Genomic DNA, 25,407 nt, shown 5'->3' with positions numbered 1-25,407 from the left:
ATGCATCTCAAAAAACATGTCATGTATATCTGTTTGGGATTACTGATTTTGGGACTTATCTATTTTCTGGCTTTATCGGATATTTTCCATCCTAAACAGGTAGCTTCTTATGAAAATTTCACAGAAATCAGCGAGGAATACGACGCGACAGAAGAAATCAACGAAGCCACGGAAACCTATGCAAAATCGGCGGATATGGCCCGTATCGTCAAGGGGACACCGGGAACGGATAAAAAAGTCATCTATCTGACCTTTAACGGCATGGAGAGCCGGGGGAACATGGAAGGCATCCTCAAAGTGATGCTTCAGCATGGCTTCCATGGGACCTTTTTTGTCGAAGGGGCCAATGCGGCTCATGAAGAAAAGGTGACGCAGAAACTCATCGACGAAGACCAGCTCATCGGCAATTACGGGTTCGTCGGCATTACCAAAGCTGAACGGCTGGATGCCGACCGCCTCATTGAACAGTTCTGCAAGACCCAGAAGGTACTGTCTTTAGTAGCTGGTAAACCGGCTACATATTTTGCCCTGCCAGAAACGCGTTATTTACCGGCTTTGCTGAGGGCGGCCAAGGCCTGCGGCCTGGATTATGCCGTTGAAAGCGATATTGTCATCAAAGAGAGTGATTTTACTCGGCCTAATGGGGTTGAAAAACTGTTGCAGCAGATTCAGCCAGGTATGGTAGTATCTATCCGCTTAGACCATCCGGTCCCTATTATTTTTTATGAAAAGAAAGAGGCCGATGTCCCGGCGATTGACAAAAAGCCGACGATTAAAGATGATACGGCTGTCGATGGGCAAAGCGTACCTGTCGTCGAGGCTGTTCAGACTTTATGTAATGCTTTAGCTGATCAAGGGTATACGGTGAAACCCGTATCAACGTTGGTTCCGATTTCAGAGAATATAAGGGAAGGAGCGTCCTTACATGAACCATAAATACCGGCATAAGGCGGCATTCGTCGCTGCTGTCCTGTTCCTGCAGGGAGCCTGTTTCCTGCCTAGCCTGGTATCGGCTGCCGGGACTGTCGATACATCCCAAGAGGAAGCGGCTGTACGAAAAGCAGAACGGGAGTTATTAGTGGCTCAAGATAACTTAATCCAGGCGCAGCGGGCACTGATTGCCAAACAGCGGTTAGCCTTACAACAGGCGACGGGGAAATCCAATTCGGAGATAAATAGTTCACTGTCTAACATTTCCGTAGCAGCCTCTTCTGATGGAAATAAGATACGGCCCTATGCGACGGCACCCGTCATTCGTCCAGTCGAATTGCCCATTGAAACAGAATCGGTTCCAGAACCCTTGAAACCCACTATTTTACCAGGGAAACAGGCAGTCCAGAATGAAGCGACGACAGCTCCTGCCGTCAAAATGCCTAAAACTGTGAATGTGGCAACTATTCAGCAGATGATTGTCCGCAATCATGGTGTATTGGCACGAGAAGAAAAGGATATCTATACGACAGAAGCAGCCATTCCCTTTACCTTTACGGGATTTTCCCGCCGTGAGTCTGTCGATGCCGTCCTCGATGCCTTGCGGGAAGTACAGGGGCGGGCGACCTTCTTTGTTACGGAAGGCGAAATGCGCAAGAATGAAGCTGCTGTCCGCGACGTCCTTCGGGATGGGCAGGAACTGGCCCTTTGCATCTATCCGAAACCGACGGAATCGGTAGCTGACATCTGCGCCGATATCATCCGGGGTAAAGAATTATTAAAGAATAAATATGGTGTCGACACACAGCTGGTCAAGCAGTTCTCCGGCGTCGTACGCAAAGAAACTCAGGAAGCCGTAGCAGCTACGGGGAACCGGCTTATCGGGGCCCGCATCAATGCGGTCCAGAGCCGTCATAAAGACTATCCATCGGCTGAAAAAATCCTGCCGGAAATTTTTACCAAGGGAATTTTATCGGCTACAAGAGGTGGTATCATCAACCTTCGCATGGACTGGTATACCAAGCCTGATTTATCGGCGGAACTCTTCTTATACATTAAGCGCAAGAAAATCGACAATATCGCCTATAATGCTTTTGATGATGTCAGCGGCGTCAACCCGGCCAATGATTCAGCTTATGCCCTACGCTCTGTCGGCGATATCTTGGCAGATACGGCGCATCTTTGGACTTATCCGGTACCGAAAGAACGCTATTTGCCGCAATTAGCGATGCATCCGCTTATTTCTCCCCAAGCGACGCATGAACAGCTTGTCGATACGCTGGCGGGACGCTATATCGGGGAACATACCGTGAAAGAAGACCGCGTCATCGGATTTATAGCTAAAGATTTTGAAAAACTTGATTTAACGGGCACGGTGAAGACCGATGAGCCAGTCATTTTCCTGACTTTCGATGACTGGGGGTATGATAATTCTGTCAATAAGCTGCTCTATGTTCTTCGCAAACACCATGTGCCGGCGACATTTTTCATTTTGACCCACAATATGATTTATAACCCCAACTTATTACGAGCTATTGCCATGGAAGGCCATGATATCGGCAGTCATACCAATCTTCATAAGCCGATGGCCACGGAAAATGAGAAGGGAAAAGAAGTGCCGACAGAAAGTTATGAAGAATACTATAACGATGTGAAGACTTCGTATGAACGATTGGAAAGTGTCCTCGGTGATTTAAAATGGCAGGACGGGTCGCCCGTATTGACTAAGATGATGCGGCCGCCAACGCTGTCTTTCAGTGATATGGGGACAAGGGTCATATTGGAAAATGGCTTTGAATATATCGTCAATGGTCATACAACAACGGAAGATTATGCCGCGCCGGACTTGGAAACGGAAATCAAGCGTATCCGCGACGGCCTCTATTATCGCGGAAAAGTACGCAAGGGAGCCATCTTTGTCATGCATATGACAAATGAAGCTAAGTATACCGCGACGGCCTTGGATGTCATCCTGACAGAAAACGAAAAGAAAGCCGATGGCGATCCGACGAAGTTCCGCGTCGGCCAGTTATCGCAGTACTTGAATGGTGACTATTCACAGGCCAAGACAGAAAAACAACTCCGACATGAACGCAGGAAGATAAAGTGGTGGTCATGATGTGGAAAGGAAAAAAGAAAGATAAACCAGAAGAAAAATTAGAAGAAGTCCTCATGAAGGAACGGCCCGACCGGCGGCTCCTGCCGCATGTACCGGGCCGCCAGCGCAGCGGTCATAACCGCCGCGCCCTGCCTGACGAAGAAGTCGCTAAGTATAGTTATTTGAAATTCGCCAATGGTGAAGATGCCAACGCCCGCTATCTCGTCGATTATGAAGTGCGTATTACGACGGGAACAAAAGGCTTTGGTCATACCTATGTAGGACATGCCAAAGATGTCTCTGTCACCGGCATGGGATTGACCGTCGATGCCGACGCGGCTCGGGACATCGTCAAGCATGGCTCTATGACCGTTTCTTTTGAAATCACGCCGGGGACCATGCCCGAAGGCTTAGAGATGAAGGTCAAGACACCGGCCAAATGTGTCCGGCCGACTTCGGAGAATTTAGAGGCTTTTTTGGCAGAACACGGGGAAGATCAGCCGGTCTTTTTAGGCATTGAGTTCAGTGAAAATTTGTTGGAATATTCCAGCCGTCACAGTTCGCGCTTTGCCGTGCCCTTTGTCTCTTTCTTGCTATTCGTCATCTGCCTGTGCATCGTCCTCATGCGAACGGAAAGCGTCGTGTACTTTAAATTCAACAAGTACTTATATTTATACAGTATCATTGCCAGTACATTCTTGCTGGTTAAATATATTTTCGGGGCCTTTTATCGGCCCGTTAAGATTGACGCTAACTACACGCCAGGCGTCACTATCCTCGTGCCCTGTTTCAATGAAGAGACGTGGATACGGCGGACGATTTTGAATGCTATGGACCAATTCTACCCGCCGGACAAATTGGAAGTCATCGTCATCGACGACTGTTCGACGGATCATTCTGTCGAGCGCATCCGCGAGACCATCGAGGAAATCCAGACCAAGGAAGGGCCGGAAACAGCAGAGCGCATCCATTATATCGTCCAGCCTGTCAACCAGGGGAAGCGGGAAGCCCTGGTCGCCGGGGCCAAAGAGGCCAAGCACGAGCTGGTCCTGTTCGTCGACTCCGACAGCTTCCTCAATCCCTATGCTATCCGCAACATCGTCCAGCCTTTTAAGGACGCCCGCTGCGGCGGCGTGTCGGGGCGGACGGACGTAGCCAATACGTATACCAATTCCCTGACCAAGATGCAGTCAGTCCGTTATTATATTGCCTTCCGCATCATGAAGGCTGCTGAAGGCCTCTTTGATGCCGTCACCTGTCTATCCGGACCGTTGTCGTGTTACCGCAAGGACCTGGTCCTGCGCTATGCTGATGACTGGCTGAATCAACGCTTCCTCGGCCATAAGGCGACGTTCGGCGACGACCGGGCCATGACCAACTTCATCTTGCGCCATCACCGGACGGATTATCAGGATACCGCTATCTGTTATACCATCGTACCCAATGACTATGATGTCTTCCTCAAACAGCAGATGCGCTGGAAGCGGAGCTGGCTCCGGGAATCGCTGGTCGCTAGTACCTTCATGTGGAAAAAAGAGCCGTTCATGTCAGTCATGTTTTATATGGGCGTCTTAGTGCCTATCATTGCGCCTTTCATCGTCTGCTATAACCTCATTTACATCCCCATCATGCATCGCGTCTTTCCCTTTACCTTTATTTTTGGCATGTTCCTCATGGCTGGTCTCATGAGCGCCTGCCAGCTTTTCCTGCGGCGCAGTACGACCTGGCTCTATGGCATCTGGTTCTGCCTCTATTATGAAATGGTCCTCTTGTGGCAGATGCCTATTGCCTGGTTCACCTTCTGGAAATCGACGTGGGGTACGCGCATGACGCCGGCCGACGTAGCTGAAGCAGCTAAGAAAGCGGGAAAACCGGTGCCATCCCATGCTACCGCGGTTAAAGAATCGATATCGGCTCCATCTCCTAATGTGGCTGTTTCTGCCTTTGTACCGAAACCTGAAGGTAATCCTGCTAAAAAGAAAATGTCACCGGCGCAGCCGAAAGCGGAAACGGATGCGGACCTTCGGGCTCAGATTGCCGCTTTACAGGAAAAGATACGTCATCAGCAAAATGAGCTGAATCAACTGGAAAAACGAGTAAAGGAGGCAGATAACCATGCTGGCCGATAAAGACGTGACCCGCCGGAAAGATAAGCAGAAACGTATACGCTTTCTTTGTGAAGGCCTATTTTTACTGGCTGTCTTGGCTATCATTATCGATGCCCTGTTCGTTTTTTCGACGTATCAGCCGTATGATGATGGCGATGTTGCAACCGATAAAGACCGGGGCTTTGTGGCCTTGTCTTACTTTGGTGTCGACCGGACGGGGACGAATGACCTCATTGGCGTCGATTTGCTCGATGAACATCTGGCAGCTCTCCATAAGAATGGCTATGTCACCCTTACGGGAAAAGATATTCAAGACTATTATCATAACGGGAAAGCGCTGCCGAAACACGCCCTGTTCCTCAATTTTGAAGATGGCCGCCGCGATACGATTGTTTTTGCGGAAAAGCTGCTGGAAAAATATAATTACCATGCAGCCATCTCGACGTATGCCGACAACTTGAACGGCAATGACAGCAAGTTTCTGCGGCCTGATGAATTGAAGGCCTTGACTAAGCAGGGCTATTGGGAACTCGGCACCAACGGCTATCGCCTGTATTACATCAACGTCTTCGACCGCTGGCATCATTACTTGGGCAACATGAACCCTGTCGTCTATTCTCATCTTACGGGCGTCCTGGGGCGTGACTATAATCACTATCTTATGGATTATATCCGCGATGATAAGGATTTTCCTGTTGAAACGTATCAGGTCATGAAAGACCGCATCAGCGACGATTATACCATGCTCCGCGATACCTACACGGAAGATATCGGTTATGTGCCGGAAATTTACACGCTCATGCATGCCAATACGGGCCGTTTCGGCAATCATGAAGACGTGAGCCGCGTCAATGAAAGATGGATCCGCAAGCTCTTCAAGATGAATTTCAACCGCGAAGGCGACAGCCATAACGATCGCCAGAGTAGTATTTATGACTTGACGCGCATGGAACCGCGGGCTTACTGGCCTGTCAACCACCTGCTCATGCGCATCCATGATGACGGCGCCGATGATATCCAGTTTGAAAAGGGCGATACGGAGCAGTACGCCCAGTGGGATATCGAAGACGGCGCTGCTGAATTTAAAAATGAAGCTATTTACCTGACGACAACAGGGAAAGGAAAGGGGCAGATGAGCCTCAAGGGCAAGGATGATTTCCAGAATCTGCGTCTGACAACGCGTCTCAAAGGCAACCAGTTCGGGACGCAGAAGATTTTCTTGCGGGCTAATCGTGATTTGACGACGTATATCGTCGTAGGCCTGGTCAATAATAATCTGGTCATCGGTGAGTGCCGCGATGGGGCTTATCAAGAACTGAAGAAAGTTGATTTGCAGCTCTTTGATGGGCAGGATTATCTGTCTGAAGATGAAGACAAGAAAGAAGTGGCCTCGACGGAACGGCAGGTACTGGCCCGTTATGGTGCTAATGTCAATATGATCCAGAAACAGTTAGGGCGTTTGGCAGAAGTTGAGAATGAAGATGCCCGTACGGTCGCTGAAGGTTCGCCCGAATATCGGCCTACCCTGAGTTATCATAAGCGGGGCAACCGCCAGCTGAATATTGAACTCCGGGATGATTTACTAAGTGTTAATATTGATGGCAGGCCGGCGGCCTCTAACGTAACCGTCAGTGATTTGGATGCCGGCCGCCTGGTTCTCGGTGCCCAATGGCCCGGTTATGGGTATAGTCAGACTAACCTGGCCGATGATGTTTATGATGCCGTTTTTGACGGTTTGAAAGTTACCGAATGGGCAGCCAATGAAAGTGAAGGGGCTGTCTTGTATGATGTCCATTATCAGGGCTGGCAGAAGTGGAAATATAAAGCCAGCATCTGGTGGCGTAAAGTCCTCGATTGGACTTTGGCACATTTTTAGGAAATGAGGAAAGCCAATATGCGCAAAATCATGAAGATTCTCTCCGGCGCCATGGCCGCCGGTGTCATCCTGATCGTCGCCGGGACGGTATCGCTCATGGTGCCGTCTACGTCGGCAGCCAAGCAGCGGCCTCAGCCGTCCTTTGACAGTAACGCCTGGGTGGCTTACTGGGATTATGATAAAGGCCTGAAAGAAGCCAAGGCCGTCAGCAGCCAGCTCAATTCGGTCAGCTATTTCGGCGGCGCCCTCGATAGTCAGGGGAAGGTCATCGTCCTGGGGCCGGCCAGGGATTTTTCCCAGGAAAAACTGCCCCGCTACAAAGTGACGGTCAAGAAGTACCTGACCGTCGTCAACGATGTCTATGGCAATCCGCAGGACTTGAAGAGCCAGACCAAGGTCAAGGATACGGCAGTCCTGGAAAATATCCTGGCGACGAAGGAGACGCGGCAGGCTCACATTGACGACCTCTTTGACACGGTGAAGCAGTACGGCTATGACGGACTGGAAATCGATTACGAACAGGTATGGAAGAATCCCCTCGTGGCCTTCCGGTACGTGAAGTTCATCCAGGAAATCGCTGCGTCTGCTGATGAACAGCAGATCCCCCTGCGCATCATCTTTGAACCGTCTGTCCCGGCGAATAAGCTCATTTTTCCGGAAGGTCCGGAATACGTCATCATGAGTTATAACTTGTACGGGACGCATACGAAAGAGGCCGGACCCAAGGCGGACAAGGCCTTCATCGACACCATCCTGGGACGGGTGGACCGCCTGCCCCGGCCGCACAGCATCGCCTTTGCCACGGGCGGCTGTATCTGGGAAGGGGCGCAGTCTCCGCGGATGGTAACCGAAGAAGAAGCCCGCAATCTGGCCAAGTCCCTCCATGCCGATGTCCAGCGTGACGAAGCCAGCCAGGCTTTGCACTTTGAAGGGCGCCGTGCTGATGGAACGGCTGTTACTGGCTGGTATGCCGACAGCGAGACCCTCAAGGCATGGAAGCAGCAGGCCTTGGAACACGGTGTCGATGGCATTTCCTTGTGGCGTCTTGGCGGAAATGACCGTATTAAGCCATACTATGTCGGATTAATGCCATAAAATAGTTGCAACATTGTACCTTGTTTGTTGACATAATTTCCTGCCAGGTATATAATACTTGATGTAAAAAGTAAACATTAAATTCGGCAAACCCGGGGAAACCCGGCGACGCAAAGCTATAGGGCCTATCCTGGCAGCCAGTTGCAATCTCTTTTTTTGTGTGTGATAGTTACATAGTGTAGAACGGCTGCCGGCAGTTTAATGTACGGGGCCGTTTTTTTGTGCCACATAGAAGGGGATTTCATGGAATATAATCAGCAAATGATGATAACTACAATCATAACCATGTTGCAGACGGCGGTGTGCAAGGCTATGGCTAAAGAGGATCCCGATGATGTGTTATTTTCTTTTATTGACAGCATCGGCCGATTCCTGGGGGCTAAAAGTGCGTTTCTCTTTGATGATATGCCGCTTCATTTCTATTGTTGGACCGATCAGGGGATGAAATATGACAATCAGCGGGTCATTCAGAAAGAAGTACGCCATATCTTGCGGACCTGGATGAAGACGGTGGCGCAAAAGGGAGAACCGGTCGTCATTCCCGATGTGGATGTCTGTCCGGATTTGGTGCCTTCTATGCGTCAAAGTATGGATGAGGCTCACATCCATAACCTGGCGCTGATTGGGATTTCTATGCCTGGCAACCGGATCGGCGCCATTAGCTTGGAAAATATCCCGCCGGAAAATCTGGAACAAGCCGGAGAACTCTTGCGCCTGGGTAGCAGTTTCCTTTTGATGATGCTCAAAAACCGCGGCTATATTTATCAGCTGCGTCATCATAGTTTCATCGACCAGATGACCGGGGTCTTCAACCGCAACGCCTTTAACGCGTACCAACAACATTTGGCCTGTCAGGGCAGTATGGGCGTCCTCTTTGCCGACATCAATAACCTCAAGCAGATAAACGATGAACAAGGCCATGCCAGTGGGGACCGGCTCATCTGCCATACGGCTTCGGTTTTGTTTAAATACCGTCATGGCGGCGAGGTCTTCCGCATCGGCGGCGATGAGTTCGTCGTCATTTGGAAGCACATTGAAGAGCTTGATTTCCAGCAAGCCTGTCGGCAGATACGGAAACATCTCTATCTTCAGGATCTGAATATTTCCCTGGGAAATCACTGGGTGCCCGACGTAAAGGACGGTATCGCGCCGGTTATGAAAATAGCGGATCATCATATGTATGAAGAAAAACGGCGCTATCATAAAATGCAAGTCAGCCGTTAGCCACAAGCCACTTGCGGCATGCCCTTTTTTGCTGGTATAATAAACTTGATAAAATATGCATAAAATTTTCTTTTTCTCCCTGCAAAGGAGGGTTTCTTATGAATATTGCGCAATATACGAAAGCGGCATCGCTGGAAGAAGCGTGGGAGCTCAACCAGAAACGGTCCGCTGTCGTCCTCGGCGGCTGCTGCTGGCTCCGCTTGTCGCCGCAGCGGCGCATTGCCCAGGCTATCGACTTGTCGGCGCTGGGGCTGGACCAGATTGAAGAAGGGGAGGACTCTTTCCGCATCGGTGCTATGGTTACCTTAGGGCAGCTCGAAGGCCATGACGGGCTGGCTGCGTTCACGCAGGGCGCCATGAAGGAAGCGGTCCGTCATATCGTCGGGACTCAGTTCCGCAATATGGCGACTCTCGGCGGCAGTATCAGCGGCCGCTTCGGCTTTTCCGACATCTGGACGCTGTTCCTGGCCCTGGATGCCCAGGTCGAATTGTACAAGGGCGGCGTCGTCAGCCTGGCTGATTTCGGCCAGACCGGCCCGGGAAAGGATATCGTGACGCACATCATCGTCCCGAAAAAGGCCTGTCAGACGGCGTATGATTCGCTGCGCCTCAATGAAACGGACTTTCCTGTCATTGCTGTAGCCGTATCGGCTGATGGAGAAAACGTGCGCTGTGCCATCGGTGCCCGACCGGCCCGGGCCCAGGTCGTCTGCCTGCCCATCCGTAATGTGCGCCGCCAGGGACTGGAAGAGGCTGCGAAACAGATAGCCCATTCCATGACTTATGAAAGCAATATGCGCGGTTCCGCCGGTTACCGTCAGGATATTGCTGTCGTATTCTGTCGGCGCTTATTGGCAAAAGTTCTGGGAGGTGACCAGTGATGACCATTACCTATTGGCTGAATGGCAGGAAAGCGACGGCTGACGTCGCACCGGGCCTGATGCTTTATGATTTTCTCCGCAGTCAGGGCTGTTACAGTGTCAAATGCGGCTGTGAAACGACGAACTGCGGCCTCTGTACGGTCTGGGTCGACGACGTGCCCATGTTGTCGTGTGCTCTGCTGGCTGTCCGCATCGACGGCCGTCATGTGACGACCCTCGAAGGCTTGCAGGACGAAGCCAAGGAATTCGCCATCTATATGGGCCGTGAAGGCGCTGACCAGTGCGGTTTCTGCAATCCCGGTTTCGTCATGAACGTCCTGGCCATGGTCCGCAAGCTGGATGCGCCCACGGAAGATGAAATCAAGGAATTCCTGTCGGGTAATCTCTGCCGCTGTACGGGCTATGTGAGCCATATGCGGGCTATCAAGGCCTATTTCAAAGCCAAAGGGAAGGAGGTCCGGGCATAATGGAATACAAAGCTATCAATCACGTCGTCGCCAAGAAGGATTCCCAGGCCCTGGTCACGGGCCAGCCGGTCTATACGGATGATCTGCGGCCCAAGGACTGTCTCATCGTCAAGGCCCTGCGCAGTCCCCATGCCAGAGCCATTGTCAAAACGGTGAATAAGAGTGCTGCCGAAAAGGTGCCGGGCATCGTCTGCATCGTCACGGCTGACGACGTGCCGCAGTCGCGCTTCACCATTGCCGGCCAGACCTATCCGGAACTGAGCCCGTACGACCGCCTCATCCTGGATAAGCAGATCCGCTTCGTCGGTGACCCGGTAGCCCTCGTTGCCGGTACCAGCGAAGACGCCGTCGACAAGGCCTTGCGCGTTATCCGTGTCGAATACGAAGTCCAGGAACCGCTCCTCGATTTTACCAAGGCCCTGGACAATGATATCGTCGTCCATCCTGAAGACAACTGGAAGCCCCTCGTCGATGTCGGCGGCGACAACAAGCGCAATCTCGTCGCCCAGGCCTGCGACGAACACGGCGACGTCGATGCCGTCCTGGCTTCGTCGGATGTCGTCATCGACAGGACCTATCATACGCGCCAGAATCAGCAGGGGGCCATGGAAACATTCCGGGCCTATGCCTATAAGGACGCCTTCGGGCGCCTGACCATCGTCAGCTCGACGCAGGTCCCGTTCCATGTCCGCCGCGTCGTCGCCAACGCCCTGGAAATCCCGAAATCGAAGATCCGCGTCATCAAGCCGCGTATCGGCGGCGGTTTTGGCTCCAAGCAGACTGTCGTCATGGAAGTCTATCCGGCCTATATTGCCTGGCTGACGGGCAAGCCGGCGTACATGGTCTACAGCCGGGAAGAATCGATGACCGTCTCGACGCCGCGTCATGAATCGCAGATTCGCGTCGTTCTCGGCGCCAGCAAGGATGGCCATATCCGCGGCATCTTCCTCGATTCCTTGTGGAATGCCGGCGCTTATGGCGAACATACGCCGACGACGGTTACTTTGTCAGGCCATAAGTCGATTCCGCTATACAATGCAGCCGAAGCCTTTCGTTTCAGCTATACCTGCGTCTATACCAATACCATTGCAGCCGGCGCTTATCGCGGTTACGGTGCGACGCAAGGTCTGTTCGCCCTGGAAACGGCTGTCAATGAACTGGCTGCAGCCCTGCACATGAGTCCTGTCGCCCTGCGCCTGAAGAACATGGTTCGCCAGGGACAGGTCCTGCCGGCCTATTTCAATGAAACGGCATTGAGCTGCACCTTGGATAAGTGTCTGGAAAGGGTCGTCCAGATGGCAGGCTGGAAGGACGACTGCCCGCGCCAGGTCCTGCCCAACGGCCATATCCGGGCTATCGGCATCGCGACGGCCATGCAGGGGTCGAGCATTTCCAACGTCGACGTCGCTTCTGTCACCATCAAGGTCAACGACGACGGCTTCTATTCGCTCAATATCGGTGCTACTGATATGGGGACGGGCTGCGATACCATCCTGGCCCAGATTGCCGCCGAATGTCTCATGTGCCCTGTCGACAACATCGTCACCTATGGTGTCGATACGGATACGTCGCCGTATGACAGCGGCTCCTATGCGTCGTCGACGACGTACCTCACGGGCAATGCCGTCGTCAAGACCTGCCAGAGCCTGATACAGCGCATGAAAGAACGGGCAGCTGTCAAGCTCGGCTCGGCCAGCATCGATGATTTGGAATTCGACGGCCAGGCGATTACCGATTTAGCGACAGGGAAGAAAATCAGCCTCAAGGACTTGGGCAACGACGCCATGTTCATGAATGATATTGCCCTGGAAGCGACCGAATCGTGCTATTCGCCGACGAGCCCGCCGCCGTACATGGCTGGCGCAGCAACGGTCGACGTCGACCCGGAAACGGGCCATATCTCCCTGGTACAGTATGACGCCGTCGTCGACTGCGGTACGGTCATCAACCCGGCTTTGGCAAAAGTCCAGACCGAAGGGGGCATCGTCCAGGCCATCGGCATGGCCCTGACCGAAAACATCCAGTTTACGCCGTCGGGCCGTATTCAGAACAACTCCTTTATGCAGTACCGCATGCCGACGCGCATGGACTTGGGCCAGATCAACGTCGAATTTGAACCGAGCTATGAACCGAACGGGCCATTCGGCGCCAAATCCATCGGCGAACTCGTCATCGACTCGCCGGCACCGGCCATCGCCCACGCCATCTATAATGCCACCGGCATCTGGCTGCGCGACCTGCCCATGACCGCCGAAAAACTCTATAAGGCTATGAGAAAAAAATAGTGGCTCGTGGCTAGTGATTCGTGGTTCGTGTAAGGGCGCCCGCAGGTCGCAGGCAGCAGGTCGCAGGTCGCACTCCGCATTACGTACTCCGCAATGCAGGAGCCGTCCTGTACGGCTTGCTCTGGCTCCCTTTATAGGGGAGCTGTCAGCAACGCTGACTGAGAGGTTGCTTTTTCTCAGAAATTTCAATGAAAAAGGGGCTATCGTATTAAGTGTTTTTGCTTAATGCGATAGCCCCTTTTTATGTATTCGGGTGTAGTCGGAGAACTGCGGTCTGCGTTATCCCCATCATTCAGGGCGGGCCGCCTTAGCAGGACGGCCCCTACATACGGTCCAGGGGACCGCTTCGGCTATGTGATCTGCGACCTGCGGCTTACGAACCACGAACCACTAGGCCGAAGGCCGAAGCCACGAGCTCCTCACTTCACAATCATGACGGGCAGGCCCGAATGGGTCGTGATGTAACGGCTGACGCTGCCCAGGAGGATGGAAGTCAGGCCGCTGCGGCCGCGGCTGCCCATGATGACCAGGTCCGAGCCGTCTTTTTCAGCTTTTTTGAGGATTGTCGGGCCCGGACGGCCGATGTTGGCGACGAAGTGGACGTCGACGCCGCCTTTATGGTCGGCAATGGCGGCCTTGCACAGGGCGAAGACGCGGTCGGCGCTCTGGCGCAGGCGGTCTGTCAGGTCTTCGAGGCCGCGTTTCTTCTGGTCCAGCGCCGTTTCTTCGGCGATGAGGTCGCGCATGTTGGCGACGTGGAAGACCGTGACCGATGCGCCGTCGGCTTTGGCGAATTCTACGGCATAGCGGACGGCTTTCAGCGATTCTTCCGAGCCGTCAGCCGGGACGAGGATGCGCCGGTACGGCCCTTCTTTTTCGTTATGTGCCAGGAGGACCGGGCATTTGGCATGGGCCAGGACGTACGTGCTGGCACTGCCCAGGAGCTGTTCCGACAGGGAATGACTGCCACGGCGTCCCATGACGATGAGGTCGGCGTCGCATTTATCGGCTTCGCTAAGGATGCCGATTTCCGGCGTGCTGACCAGCTGGACCGTGTGGACGGTCAGATTTTCCGGAACGGATTCCATGGCTTTTTCCAGGACGTAGCCGCTCTTGTCCTTAGCCAGTTTGGTCAGGTCCTTGACCTTTTCGTCGGTCATGTCTTCAAAGACGTCGAACGAGTCCAGGACGGCATCGGCATTGGTGATATTGACGATGGTCAATTCAGCGTTGTAGACGTTGGCAATGTCGATGGCATGCTGCAAGGCGTTGCGCGACGGTTTGGAACCATCAATAGGAACCAAGATGTTTTTCATGATACATACCCCCTTTGTATAGAGACTATTTTTCCAGCGAACTGTTGATGCGGACGCCGCTCATAAAGGGCATGACCGGTTTTGTATCTTCCTGTACCGGTTCACGGATGCCTTCAAAGGTCGTCGTCAGCATCAGCTTCAGGCGGTTGGTCTGGTTGACCGAGCTGGCGCTGGGGTCATAGTCGATAGCGACGATATTCGTTTCCGGGAAGGCAGCTTTTAAAGTCTTGATCATGCCTTTGCCCGTAACGTGATTCGGCAGGCAGGCCCAGGGCTGGAGGCAGACGATGTTCTTGGCTCCGCGGTGGATGAGGTCGATCATATCCCCCGTGAGGAACCAGCCTTCACCGGCTTCATGGCCCAGGGACAAGTATTTCTTCGCTTCGTCAGCGATGTCGTAAATCGAAGTGATGGGGTCGAAATGGCGGCTCTTGGCAACGGCCTGTTCGTAGGGTTTGCGGTACCATTCCAAGAGGCGGACGGCAGTCTTACTGAGGAAGGAATCCTTCCAGCTGCCCGACAGGTATTTATGGCGGAACTGGTTGTCCAGCTGGCCGTAGAGGAAGAAATCTGCCAGGCCGGAGACAATGATTTCGCCGCCTTCTTCTTCAATCATGCGGACGATATGGTTATTGGCGATGGGGTGGAACTTGACGTAGATTTCACCGACCAGGCCGATACGCGGCTTCATGGTTTCGCTCATGTCGATATGGTCGAATTCATCGATGAGGTCGCGGATATTTCTCTTGAACGATTTGAAATCGGCTTTCTTCAACTGTTCGGCACATTTCTTCTGCCACTTGTGGAAGAGGGCTTCGGCCGTACCCTTGACCTTTTCATAAGGCCGTGTGCGGTAGAGGACCTGCTGCAGGGCGTCGCCATAGATCATGCCCATGACCAGGCGGTGCCAGAAGCCGATGCCGGGCTGGAACCCGGGCTGTTTGTTCATGCCTTTGAGGTTCAGCGACAAGATGGCGACTTGCGACATGTTGGCATCGTTCAGGGCTTTGCGAATCATGCCGATGTAGTTCGTCGCCCGGCAGCAGCCGCCAGTCTGGGAAATCATGACCGTCGTGTGGTCCAGGTCATATTTGCCCGATTTGAGGGCCGTAATGATCTGGCCCAGGCTCATGATGGCCGGATAGCAGGCATCGTTGTGGATATAGGCCAGGCCCGTATCGATGGCCTTCTGTCCCTGGTGGGGCAGGAGCTCGACGCGGTAGCCTTCGTGTTCAAAGGCGGCACTGAACAAGGGGAAGTGGATCGGTGTCATCGACGGAGCCAGGATGACGTTCTGTTTGGCGTCTTCCTTGGTGAAAATCGTCTTTTCGTAGGAATAAGGTTCGACGACGTGATCTTCTTTGGGACGGTGGTTCATGACGAAGAGCAGCGAACGCAGGCGGATGCGGATGGCGCCCAGGTTAGAGCCTTCGTCGATCTTGAGCAGCGTGTGGATTTTATGGCCGTGGGCCAGGATGTCCTGTACCTGGTCGGCGACGATGGCATCGAGGCCGCAGCCGAAGGAATTGAGTTCGACCAGTTCCAGGTTCGGATGCTGCGTGATGTACTGGGCAGCCCGGTAGAGGCGCGAATGATAAGACCACTGGTCGACGACGCGCAGATGGCCGGAGAACTGACCCAGGGGAGCGACGCCGTCTTCAGTGAGGACGGCCAGGCCCAGGCTGTTGATGAGTTCCGGTATGCCGTGGTTGATTTCCGGGTCGACGTGGTACGGGCGGCCGCAGAGGACGATAGCCCGCTGGCCCGTCTTTTCCAGGTTATCCAGGATTTTTTTGGTAATGTCGTATATCTTCTGTTTGTACGCTTCTTCTTCGTCCCAAGCGGCAGCTGCAGCGGCCTTGACTTCGTGAGCCGGCAGGTTCCAGGCTTTCAGTTCTTCGGCCAGGCGCTTGCCGATGCGCTTCTTGTCGTGGAGGGGCAGGAAGGGGCAGAGGTAAGGCGTGTTGGTTTCGGCCAGGCGTTCGCCCATGTTGTTGCGGATGACTTCGGGATAGCTCATGACCATGGGGCAGTTGAAGGTATTGTCCTTGCTGCCTTCGCTGGGGCCATTCTGGATGCACGGATAGAAGATGCGGTCGACGCCTTTTTCCAGGAGGTTCTCGATGTGGCCGTGGACCAGTTTAGCCGGGTAGCAGGCCGAGTCCGACGGGACCGTGTCCATGGCCTTTTCAAAGAGGGCCTTCGACGACGGGTCCGAGAGGACGACGGTATAGCCGAGCTTGGTGAAGAACGTGAACCAGAAAGGATAATCTTCATACATGTTGAGGACCCGCGGAATCCCGACCGTGCCGCGCGGCGCATCTTTTACCGGTTTATAGCCAAAAAGCAGGTTATATTTGACTTTGTACATATTGGGCAAGGGCTTCTTGCGGACTGCTGTCGAACCGGCGGCACCGCGTTCGCAGCGGTTGCCCGTGATGAAGGAACGGCCGTCGTTAAAGGTGTTGACCGTCAGCAGGCAGTTGTTGGTGCACAAGCCGCAGTGGCGGATGGACGTCGTGACCTGCAATTCTTCCAGGGCTTTCGGGCTGACGATGGTCGATTTGGCGTGGTCTTCGTGGTAGGCCGTGCGGCAGATGAGGCCCATGCCAAAGGCCCCCATGAGGCCGGAAATAGCCGGGCGGATGACGTGGCGGCCCAGGAGCTTTTCAAAAGCCCGCAGGACGGCGTCGTTGTAAAAAGTACCGCCCTGGACGACGATGTGCTTGCCTAATTTGGCCGGGTCTTTGACTTTGATGACTTTATAAAGGGCATTCTTGATGACGGAATAGGAAAGACCGGCGGAAATGTCGGCCAATGTGGCTCCTTCTTTCTGGGCCTGCTTGACTTTGGAATTCATGAAGACCGTGCAGCGCGAGCCCAGGTCGATAGGGCTCTTGGCCAAGAGGGCGGCCTGGGAGAAGTCCTGGATGGACATCTTCAGGGATTTGGCGAAGGTATCCAGGAAAGAACCGCAGCCCGACGAGCAGGCTTCGTTGAGCAGGATATCTTCGATATGGCCGTCTTTGATGCGGCTGCACTTCATGTCCTGGCCGCCGATGTCGAGGAGAAAGTCGACGTCCGGGCAGAAGTGGGATGCTGCCTGATAGTGGGCAATGGTTTCGACTTCACCCAAATCGAGGTGCAGCGCTTCTTTGAGCAGCGATTCGCCATAACCCGTGATGCCAGCCTTGGCGATGAAGGCCTTTTCCGGCAGACGGCGGTAGACTTCAGCGACGATTTTCTTGGCGGCTGCCAGCGGGCTGCCTTCGTTATTCTGATAGTGCGAATAGAGAATCTTCATGTCTTCGCTGAGGACGACGGCTTTGATTGTCGTCGAGCCAGCGTCGATGCCCAGGTAGCATGGGCCGCTGTAGGCAGCTATGTCCGCTTGCGGAACTGTGTGCTGGCTGTGGCGGGCCCGGAATTCGTCGAGCTCAGCCTGATTGTTGAACAGCGGTTCGACGCGGTCCGATTTGGCCAGTGTCGATTCGTCGACGTTCTTCAGCTGGCCCATGAGGTTCATGAAGGACACGGGTTTTGTGTCCATACTGCCCAGAGCGGCACCGATGGCTACGTAGACCTGGGCGTTTTCCGGAGCGATGACCTGTTCCGGCGTCAGGTGGAGGGTCTTGGCGAACTGTTCCCGCAGCTGGGACAAGTAGGTCAGCGGACCGCCGAGGAAGCAGACCGTACCCTTGATGGGGCGGCCGCAGGCCAAGCCGGTGATGGTCTGGAAGACGATGGACTGGAAGACCGACGCCGCGACATTTTCCTTGCTGGCTCCTTCGTTGAGCAAGGCCTGGATATCGGTCTTGGCGAAGACGCCGCAGCGGGCGGCGATAGGATAAATCGTATCAGCTTTCTTGGCCATTTCATTGAGGCCGCCGGCATCGGTATCGAGGAGGGTCGCCATCTGGTCGATGAAGGCCCCGGTCCCGCCGGCGCAGTTGCCGTTCATGCGGTGTTCGTTGCCGCCGGTCAGGTAGGTGATCTTGGCATCTTCACCGCCGAGTTCGATGATGACGTCCGACTGGGGATAGTACGCGCGGACGGCTTTGGTACCGGCAATGACTTCCTGCAAAAAGGGGATATGCAGGTAGTCTGCCAGGGCGATGCCGCCAGAGCCGGTAATGGCCATGGTGATTTGACGGTCGCCAAAGATTTCATAGGCGTTTTGCAGTAAATCCCAGACTTTTTGGCGTATATCCGTATAGTGGCGGACATAGCATGCGTGAAGGCACTGTTTGGCATGGTTGAGGACGGCGATTTTTACCGTCGTCGAACCGATGTCAATGCCGATATGTAAGAGATTTTTCATGTTTTGTCACCCTATCGGTTTACCAACCGATTCTTTCTTATAAATTTCTATATGATAAAGACTATATAAAGAGTCTACTTTATATTGTACCATATTCCTCTTATTCTGTAAGGGGTGGGGCAGAGGATTTTTTTTTGTGCTGCAAAATGGGTTACGACAAATGGCTGTAAATATGGTAAAATAAAAGTGCCAATGTCTTAATGAAATCTATACTTTTTATGATAAAGGAGCCTTGTCATGAGAAAATTCGTAAGCGAACATCAGTCCCCATACCTGGATTTGACGACGGAAGTGTCGGATATCCTCTATCGCGGCCATTCGCAGTTCCAGGATATCATCGTCGCCGACTCTAAGGAATTCGGCCGTATGCTCGTCCTGGACGGCGTTTTCCAGACGTCTATCAAGGATGAATTCATGTACCATGAGAGCATCGTCCACATCCCCATGTTCCTCCATCCCAATCCTAAGAAAGTCCTCATCATCGGTGGCGGTGATGGTGGCGCCGCAAGGGAAGCCGTCCGTCATCCTGAAGTCGAATCGGTTACCATGGTCGACATCGATGGCCAGGTCATCGAATTGTCCAAGAAATATTTCCCGGAAATCGCCAAGGCTATGATTGAAGGCGACCCGAAACTGACCGTCAAAGTCGGCGACGGCATCGCTTTCATGCGGGAAGCGGAAAATTACTACGATGTCATCATCGTAGACTGCTCAGACCCGGTCGGTCCCGGCGAAGGCCTGTTCTCGTATGATTTCTACAAAGATACCTTCAAGGCCCTCAAAGACGACGGCCTCTTCGTACAGCAGACGGAATCGCCGTTCATGCACCGCAAGCTGGTCAAGGACATCTTCGACTGCGTGTCGGACATCTTCCCCATCACCCGCCTGTACACGGCCTTCATCCCCCTCTATCCGTCGGGCATGCACTGTTTCACCATGGGCTCGAAGAAATACGACCCCCTCACGTGGCAGCCGAACCGTAAACGGACCTTCCCGACGCGGTACTATAACGAAGGCATCCAGCAGAGCGCCTTCGTCCTGCCGAACTTTGTCAAAGATTTATTATACGGTGAAAAAGAAAGATAAAAAAGTTTGAAAAAGTGCTTGACTTTGTGAGCGACTCATGGTAAGATTATCTACGTTGACGGCGCTAACACAGCGCGGCCGACGCAGATAATCCAATATGGCGGGTATGGTGAAGTGGTTAACACGGCGGATTGTGGCTCCGTTACGCTAGGGTTCGAATCCCTATACTCGCCCCATAGGGGTATAGCCAAGTGGTAAGGCACCGGACTTTGACTCCGCTATGCGCTGGTTCGAATCCAGCTACCCCTGCCAGCCATGATTCATTAGCTCAGCTGGTAGAGCACCTGACTTTTAATCAGGGTGTCCCGAGTTCGAATCTCGGATGGATCACCAATTAAAAAAGCTGTCGCATTTGCGACAGCTTTTTTGTTGCTCGTAGTTCGTAGTTCGTGGTTAGAAGGTGCTGTTACAGATGGTTTCTGCTATGCACGGCCCCGCTTTTTATAGTTTGTCGTATGGAGTTTGTAGTGAAAAGCTTTAAATTTGAAGTCATCCCCTAACCACTTAAAAGGGGCTGTCGCATGTGCGACAGCCCCTTTTTGGCGTTCTAACAAAGAAACGGGCCGCCCGCTGGGACGGCCCCTACAAATGCGGTCCATGGGACCGCTAGCCACGAGCCACTAGCTACTAGCCACGGGCCACGAGCCACGAGCCACGGGCCACGAGCCACGAGCCACGAGCCACTAACCACGAGCCACGAGCCACTAACCACTAACCACGAGCCACTAACGGCTGCTCACAACTTACAAGAAGAAGACGACCATGTCGATGACGAACAACGGGATGAGGATGGCGACGGACCAGCCCATGTAACCGAAGAAGCTCGGCATCTTGATCTTGTTTTCTTCGGCAATGGATTTGACCATGAAGTTCGGTGCATTGCCGATGTACGTGTTGGCGCCCATGAAGACGGCACCGGCCGAGATGGCTTCCAGCATGAGCTGGGATACGGTCCCGACAGAGGTCGTGATTCCCTGGGTAGCACCGAGGGCGCCGGCTGTCTGAAGGAAGACCAGGTATGTCGGCGTGTTGTCCAGGAAGGACGACAGGGCACCGGCTGCCCAGAACATCTGCCACGGATGGGTCAGACCCAGTTCAGCGCCATGGGCTTTGAGCAGGATCAGGGCCGGAATCATGGTGATGAAGATGCCGATGAACAGTTTCGCGACTTCCAGGATAGGAGCATACGTGAATTCGTTGAGTTCCCGCGTCGACGTCTTCGTCGTCTTGATGGAGAGGAAAGCGGCGACGAGGATGATGACGATTTCTGCAAGGGTTGCATAGGGGAAGACGATTTCATCGTAGATATGCAGGCCAGCGCCATTGGCAAAGGCCGGGAAGAGGTCCGGCAGGAGGCCGTTGGCCAGGACGCCGACGATGATCATGGCGATGAAGATGAGGTTGTGGGCCCCTTCCAGGCGGAGAGGCTGCTTATCGTTTTCATCAATCAAGTCGAGCGGCGTGCGGCCTTCTTTTATTTCCTTATTATAGAAATGCTTGTCAAGGAAGGCGAATAAGGCGAACATGAGGACCAGATTGAAAATCAGGATGGGCAGGAGATGGAAAGTCCAGGTGAAGGGAACGCCGCGCTGGAAGCCCATGAACAGGGGAGGGTCGCCGAGCGGGGTCAGACAGCCGCCCATGTTGGCGACGAGGAAGATGAAGAACACCATGAGGTGTACTTTATTCTTGCGCCAGGAATTGGCACGGATGATAGGACGGATGAGCAGCATAGCTGCGCCGGTCGTACCGATCCAGCTGGCCAGGAAAGTGCCGATGAAGAGCAGAAGACAGTTGATCTTCGTTGTCCCGGCTAAGGTACCGCGGACGGCGATACCGCCGGCGACGACAAAGAGACCGAAGAGGAGGACAATGAAAGGGATATAGTCGAGGAGCACCGATTCGAGCAGGCGGAACCACGACTCACCGACGCCATAGGCGGCAGCAAAGGGGATGAGGAATAAAAGAGACCAGGCGAAAGCAGCGCCGAGCATGTGTTTTTCCCACCATTCCGGACGGACGAGGGGGACGATGGCGATGGACAAGAGCATCCCGGCGAAGGGGATGATACTCCATACGGGCAAGGTCGCACTTACGAGTTCATGTGTCATAAAAACCACCTTTCTTGTTATCTGATTGTAGATAAACTTAAAAATTTTTACAATCATATTCAGTATTATAGCATATGGACAAGAAAGTTTATACTCATTTTTCGGATTTCGCATCGTCATTTAAGCATAGGACCGAGGTTTCTCTAAAAAATAAAAGGCTGATAATTTCTGAAATTTTTTTGTCAGCTAAGCAGGAATCTGTAAAAGTCATGGCGAATATATAAGTTAAGGATAAGAACAGGCCTTAATAAGGAGGGATTCATATGAAAAAATATAATAACATCATCGTGCCGACGGATGGTTCGGTTAACTCGAAACGTGCGCTGGAACATGCCGTCGTCATCGCTTCGTCTTTAGGGGCTACGATTACCCTGGTCTATGTCGCCAATATCGTATCGGTTATCTCTAATTTTGACCAGATCCCTAATGCCAGCGGCTACGTCACGGAACAAGTCGCCCTGGATATGGAAGAAGAAGGGAAAGGCATCCTCGACGAATTCGCCAAATCCATTCCGCAGAACATCGAAGTCAAGAGTGTCTTTGAAGTCGGGTCTCCGGGACCGGCCGTCTTATCGGTCGCCAAGAAATATAACGCCGACCTCATCGTCATGGGCAGCCGCGGCCTCGGGCCGTTGAAAGGCTTGTTCATGGGTTCCGTCAGCAGCTACGTCGTCACCCATTCCGTCTGCCCTGTATTGATCGTTAAATAGTGATTAGTGGTTCGTAGTTCGTGGTTCGTGGTTCGCGGAAAGACAATCTGTGTTACTAACCCCTAGCCCCTAAAAAGTAGTATGGAGTTTGTAGGGGTCGTCACGTGGGCGACCCGTTAGGAATTTGGATGATTCATCTAGCAAACTGATTGGGAAATTTTACATGTCCCGAACGGGCGCCCCACGTGGCGCCCCTACAGAAAAAAGGCGCTGTCTCCATAGGACAGCGCCTTTTTTTGAAAATTTTACGTTACGCCATAGGGGAATCGTTCTTTTTGTGGTATACTGGGTACACAGGTATGCCTTTTTTTGCCTGATTACACAATACCTATTCATGAGTATAGGGTCCCGGAGTGCCTCGTTCCGGGATAAGTGCCTGGGAGGCAAGTATGAAACGAAATACCAACGAATGGCTCGACCGCAAGGTCGCTGACTGGGTTTCTAAGGGATGGATCAGTGAAGAATCCCAGCAAAAAATACGAAAATCTTATGGCAGGGACGAACAAAGGAATCCTCTTTTGACGACCCTGCCTTTATATGCCCTGCTGGCCGTTATCGGCTTGGCTGCTGCCGGTATCGCCTTGATCTGGGGCCTTTCCCAGTTCTGGTACTACGTATCGCTTACGGTCCGCATGGGCCTGGCCTGTAGCCTGCTCCTGCTCACCCAGATCGGGGTCGGCGTCGCCATGTTCCAGGAACGGCAGGGGAGCCTCGCCGCCGAAGGCGTGGCCTTGGTCCATTGTCTGGGCGTCTTTGCCGTCCTGGCTATGGCGGAACAGTCTTTCTATATCGGCTGGGATGTGACGGCCTATGTCGCCGTCTGTGCCATCCTCTGCCTGCCCGTCGTCTACCTGCTGCGTTCCGTAGCGGCCCTCGTCGTCTATGACCTGGCCCTCCTGTACTGGACGGCTGCCGGCGGCCCCATGAATACATTGGGCGGGACGGCGTTGTTGTGGATTTTCCTCCTCCTGGCCGTTCCCTTTTACAATACCCTCATCACCATGCGCGATGAACGGCGTCTGTCCATTTTTTCCTGGGTCATGACGATTACCGTCTTCGCTGCCTTTGGCCTGGCTGCCAGGTCGACGGATTACATTCCCTTCCTCATGCTGGGGAGCCTGGCCGTCACCATCATGCTCGTCGGCTATTCCATCGACATCCACCAGTCCTGGGGCGTGCCCTTCCGCTGGTTCGGCCGTTTTGCCGCTGCCGGCTCGCTGCTTATTTCCTGCCTGCCTGCGGCTTGGGATGGCATTGCCAGGGTCCATGCGTTTCATTGGGTGACAGCTTTGGTGACCATCGTCCTCTTTGCCGTCATGATCGCCCTTATGGCACAAACCGTGAAGAAACGCTTGTGGGGCCCCGTCTTCTACCTGGCCGTCCCCTTCATCCTGGCCTTTGAAACGATCCTCGTCCGGGCCGGGCTCTATTCGTCGATTCCCCTGGTCCTTTCATCGTTATATATGGTCGTCTTAGGCTTCTTTGAAACGTCCCAGGGCTTCAAGCCGGGACACAGTCTCCATATGAAGTTCGGCGTCGTCCTCTTCATCAGCCTGGTGCTGGCCTTTATTTTTGGGACCCAGTTCTCACCGCTGGCACCACTTTTGGCCATCATCGTCCTGGCCCTGATCATCTTCCAGTTCAAACGGACCCGGAAAGATAAAGCCGCTGCCGCCTTGCGCGCTGCCCGGCGGGCCGGCCTTCGCCATTCGTCGACGCGCGTCCGCCGTGAAGGCGAAGAAGTCCAGGCCGAACTTCCACCTACAGAGACGCCGTCCTGGCAGACCCAGGATGCAGCCAGCGATGCCGATACCCTGGCCGAGTGGATGAAAGAAGTCCGTATCCCGTCGCCGTCCGAATTGGGACTGCCGGCCGAACCGGCAGGGGAAAAGACGGCTGATGACCTGCCGAAAGCGCCGCCTGTCCCGGCAGAACCGGAAGAAGCGCCGCCAGCCTTCACCTTTACGGCACCGGCTGATTCTGTAACGGATGAAACACCGGAGACGCCGGCAGTACCGGTCACGCCGACAGTCCACGAAAAGACCGAAGCCGTGCCGCAGCAGATGGCCGTTCCCCAGGAACCGGTCCCGGAAGAAAAGCCGCGGGTGACCGAGTCGCCGTGGAGCTCGATGAAGCCGGCACCGAAACGTAAAAAATACTTTACCCACTCGCCGTGGTCTCATCAAGGAGGCGATACGAAATGAAATTTTCACCGCCTTTGCAGGGGTTCCGTCTTTCCTTTTCGCTGGATGGACGGTATCGCTGGATCTTTTTCATCTTTGTCGTCCTCGTCCAGTTTGCCGTCGTCGCCTATATGGGCTGGCGCTGGCATAACATCGCCGTCGATGGCATTCCCTATCAGTGGCGCTGCGTCCCGCGGCTGGAAGTTTCCGCTTTTGGGACGGATTACGTCCGCGTCGTCTTTCCTGAAGACACGACGCAGTGGAAGGACGACACGCCGCCCGAAAAAGGGCAGCAGATTTATGTCTATATTTCACGGGATACGTCGGGCCTTATGGAAATCCAGGGGGCTTCGGCGTCGAAGCCTTTCGTCGGCGGCGACTATATGCAAGCCACTGTCGTTTCCTATCAGGATGGCTTCGTCCAGTTCCAGGTCGGCTTTGACCGCTATCGCATGGCACCGGAGCTGACCGATGGCATCTACAGCCTCCGTCCGGATGACAGCATCATCGCCAGCATCCGCATAAAGCGGGGCGAAGGCGTCATCGAAGGCATCTTCGTCAATGGGGTCCCGTTGGAAAATATCAGCAATGGCGCAGCCATGGCCAAGGCCCGCCAGGAGAAAGAGGCCCAGACCTTATTTGACCGGCCTCATCTCGTCGATACCGGGATGGTACCGCCGAAAGAAGAATGATGGCACAGAAAGAAAGCGAGGAGT

At 53.7% G+C, this 25,407-nt stretch carries 16 protein-coding genes, 3 tRNA genes and 1 riboswitch; of the genes, 16 read left to right on the top strand and 3 right to left on the bottom strand.

Annotation, left to right across the window (positions count from 1 at the left end):
- The 9 genes from ACE418_RS05630 to ACE418_RS05590 all read left to right on the top strand — a co-directional run bounded on the left by ACE418_RS05630 (window position 1) and on the right by ACE418_RS05590 (window position 12,964).
- Window positions 1-936: a polysaccharide deacetylase family protein gene (locus ACE418_RS05630; protein ID WP_416449686.1), complete on the top strand. Its 936-nt coding sequence runs from the start codon at window positions 1-3 to the stop codon at window positions 934-936.
- On the top strand, window positions 926-3,049 hold the full coding sequence (locus ACE418_RS05625; protein WP_416449685.1) for a polysaccharide deacetylase family protein: 2,124 nt from the start codon (window positions 926-928) through the stop codon (window positions 3,047-3,049). Before ACE418_RS05630 ends, ACE418_RS05625 begins: the two co-directional genes overlap by 11 nt.
- Window positions 3,046-5,157: a glycosyltransferase family 2 protein gene (locus tag ACE418_RS05620; RefSeq protein ID WP_416449684.1), complete on the top strand. Its 2,112-nt coding sequence runs from the start codon at window positions 3,046-3,048 to the stop codon at window positions 5,155-5,157. Before ACE418_RS05625 ends, ACE418_RS05620 begins: the two co-directional genes overlap by 4 nt.
- Entirely contained in the window at window positions 5,144-7,012 is a 1,869-nt protein-coding gene (locus ACE418_RS05615) for a hypothetical protein (RefSeq protein WP_416449683.1), read from the top strand. The genes ACE418_RS05620 and ACE418_RS05615 overlap by 14 nt, the downstream gene beginning before the upstream one ends.
- 18 nt (window positions 7,013-7,030) lie before the next feature.
- On the top strand, window positions 7,031-8,107 hold the full coding sequence (locus tag ACE418_RS05610; protein ID WP_416449682.1) for a glycosyl hydrolase family 18 protein: 1,077 nt from the start codon (window positions 7,031-7,033) through the stop codon (window positions 8,105-8,107).
- A 75-nt stretch (window positions 8,108-8,182) separates the two neighbouring features.
- Window positions 8,183-8,256: riboswitch (cyclic di-GMP riboswitch) on the top strand.
- A gap of 112 nt (window positions 8,257-8,368) precedes the next feature.
- On the top strand, window positions 8,369-9,331 hold the full coding sequence (locus ACE418_RS05605; RefSeq protein ID WP_416449681.1) for a GGDEF domain-containing protein: 963 nt from the start codon (window positions 8,369-8,371) through the stop codon (window positions 9,329-9,331).
- A 98-nt stretch (window positions 9,332-9,429) separates the two neighbouring features.
- A complete protein-coding gene (locus ACE418_RS05600) occupies window positions 9,430-10,212 on the top strand; it encodes an FAD binding domain-containing protein (RefSeq protein WP_416449680.1) in 783 nt (260 codons plus the stop codon).
- The gene (locus tag ACE418_RS05595) at window positions 10,212-10,679 is read left to right on the top strand and encodes a (2Fe-2S)-binding protein (RefSeq protein ID WP_416449679.1); all 468 of its coding nucleotides are present in this window, start codon (window positions 10,212-10,214) and stop codon (window positions 10,677-10,679) included. Before ACE418_RS05600 ends, ACE418_RS05595 begins: the two co-directional genes overlap by 1 nt.
- Entirely contained in the window at window positions 10,679-12,964 is a 2,286-nt protein-coding gene (locus ACE418_RS05590; protein ID WP_416449678.1) for a xanthine dehydrogenase family protein molybdopterin-binding subunit, read from the top strand. The genes ACE418_RS05595 and ACE418_RS05590 overlap by 1 nt, the downstream gene beginning before the upstream one ends.
- A gap of 419 nt (window positions 12,965-13,383) precedes the next feature.
- On the opposite strand, the gene ACE418_RS05585 is transcribed toward ACE418_RS05590, so the two are convergent.
- The gene (locus tag ACE418_RS05585) at window positions 13,384-14,280 is read right to left on the bottom strand and encodes a universal stress protein (RefSeq protein ID WP_416449677.1); all 897 of its coding nucleotides are present in this window, start codon (window positions 14,278-14,280) and stop codon (window positions 13,384-13,386) included.
- 25 nt (window positions 14,281-14,305) lie between these two features.
- Complete coding sequence (locus ACE418_RS05580) at window positions 14,306-18,601, bottom strand: acyl-CoA dehydratase activase-related protein (RefSeq protein ID WP_416449676.1); 4,296 nt, start codon at window positions 18,599-18,601, stop codon at window positions 14,306-14,308.
- Between the two features lie 237 nt (window positions 18,602-18,838).
- On the opposite strand from ACE418_RS05580, the gene speE reads away from it, so the two are divergent.
- From speE to ACE418_RS05560, 4 genes are all read left to right on the top strand, one after another.
- Window positions 18,839-19,687 carry a polyamine aminopropyltransferase gene (speE, locus tag ACE418_RS05575; RefSeq protein WP_416449675.1) on the top strand — a complete coding sequence of 283 codons (849 nt, stop codon included), beginning with the start codon at window positions 18,839-18,841 and terminating at the stop codon, window positions 19,685-19,687.
- Between the two features lie 100 nt (window positions 19,688-19,787).
- Window positions 19,788-19,863: transfer RNA gene (locus ACE418_RS05570), tRNA-His, on the top strand.
- A 1-nt stretch (window position 19,864) separates the two neighbouring features.
- Window positions 19,865-19,939: transfer RNA gene (locus ACE418_RS05565), tRNA-Gln, on the top strand.
- A 5-nt stretch (window positions 19,940-19,944) separates the two neighbouring features.
- Window positions 19,945-20,020: transfer RNA gene (locus tag ACE418_RS05560), tRNA-Lys, on the top strand.
- 410 nt (window positions 20,021-20,430) lie between these two features.
- Here the strand turns inward: ACE418_RS05560 and ACE418_RS05555 are convergent.
- A complete protein-coding gene (locus tag ACE418_RS05555; protein ID WP_416449674.1) occupies window positions 20,431-21,798 on the bottom strand; it encodes a sodium:proton antiporter in 1,368 nt (455 codons plus the stop codon).
- A 263-nt stretch (window positions 21,799-22,061) separates the two neighbouring features.
- Between ACE418_RS05555 and ACE418_RS05550 the strand changes: the two genes are divergently transcribed.
- The 3 genes from ACE418_RS05550 (at window position 22,062) to ACE418_RS05540 (ending at window position 25,383) form a co-directional block, all read left to right on the top strand.
- Window positions 22,062-22,508: a universal stress protein gene (locus ACE418_RS05550; protein WP_014015134.1), complete on the top strand. Its 447-nt coding sequence runs from the start codon at window positions 22,062-22,064 to the stop codon at window positions 22,506-22,508.
- 389 nt (window positions 22,509-22,897) lie between these two features.
- A complete protein-coding gene (locus ACE418_RS05545; protein ID WP_416449673.1) occupies window positions 22,898-24,712 on the top strand; it encodes a DUF2157 domain-containing protein in 1,815 nt (604 codons plus the stop codon).
- The gene (locus ACE418_RS05540; protein WP_416449672.1) at window positions 24,709-25,383 is read left to right on the top strand and encodes a hypothetical protein; all 675 of its coding nucleotides are present in this window, start codon (window positions 24,709-24,711) and stop codon (window positions 25,381-25,383) included. The genes ACE418_RS05545 and ACE418_RS05540 overlap by 4 nt, the downstream gene beginning before the upstream one ends.
- Window positions 25,384-25,407: the final 24 nt, after the last annotated feature.

The sequence above is a fragment of the Megasphaera jansseni genome, assembly GCF_047974155.1.
Taxonomy (GTDB): Bacteria; Bacillota; Negativicutes; order Veillonellales; family Megasphaeraceae; genus Megasphaera.
Note: the sequence above shows the minus strand (reverse complement) of the source record. Positions and strands in the feature narration are given on the sequence as shown.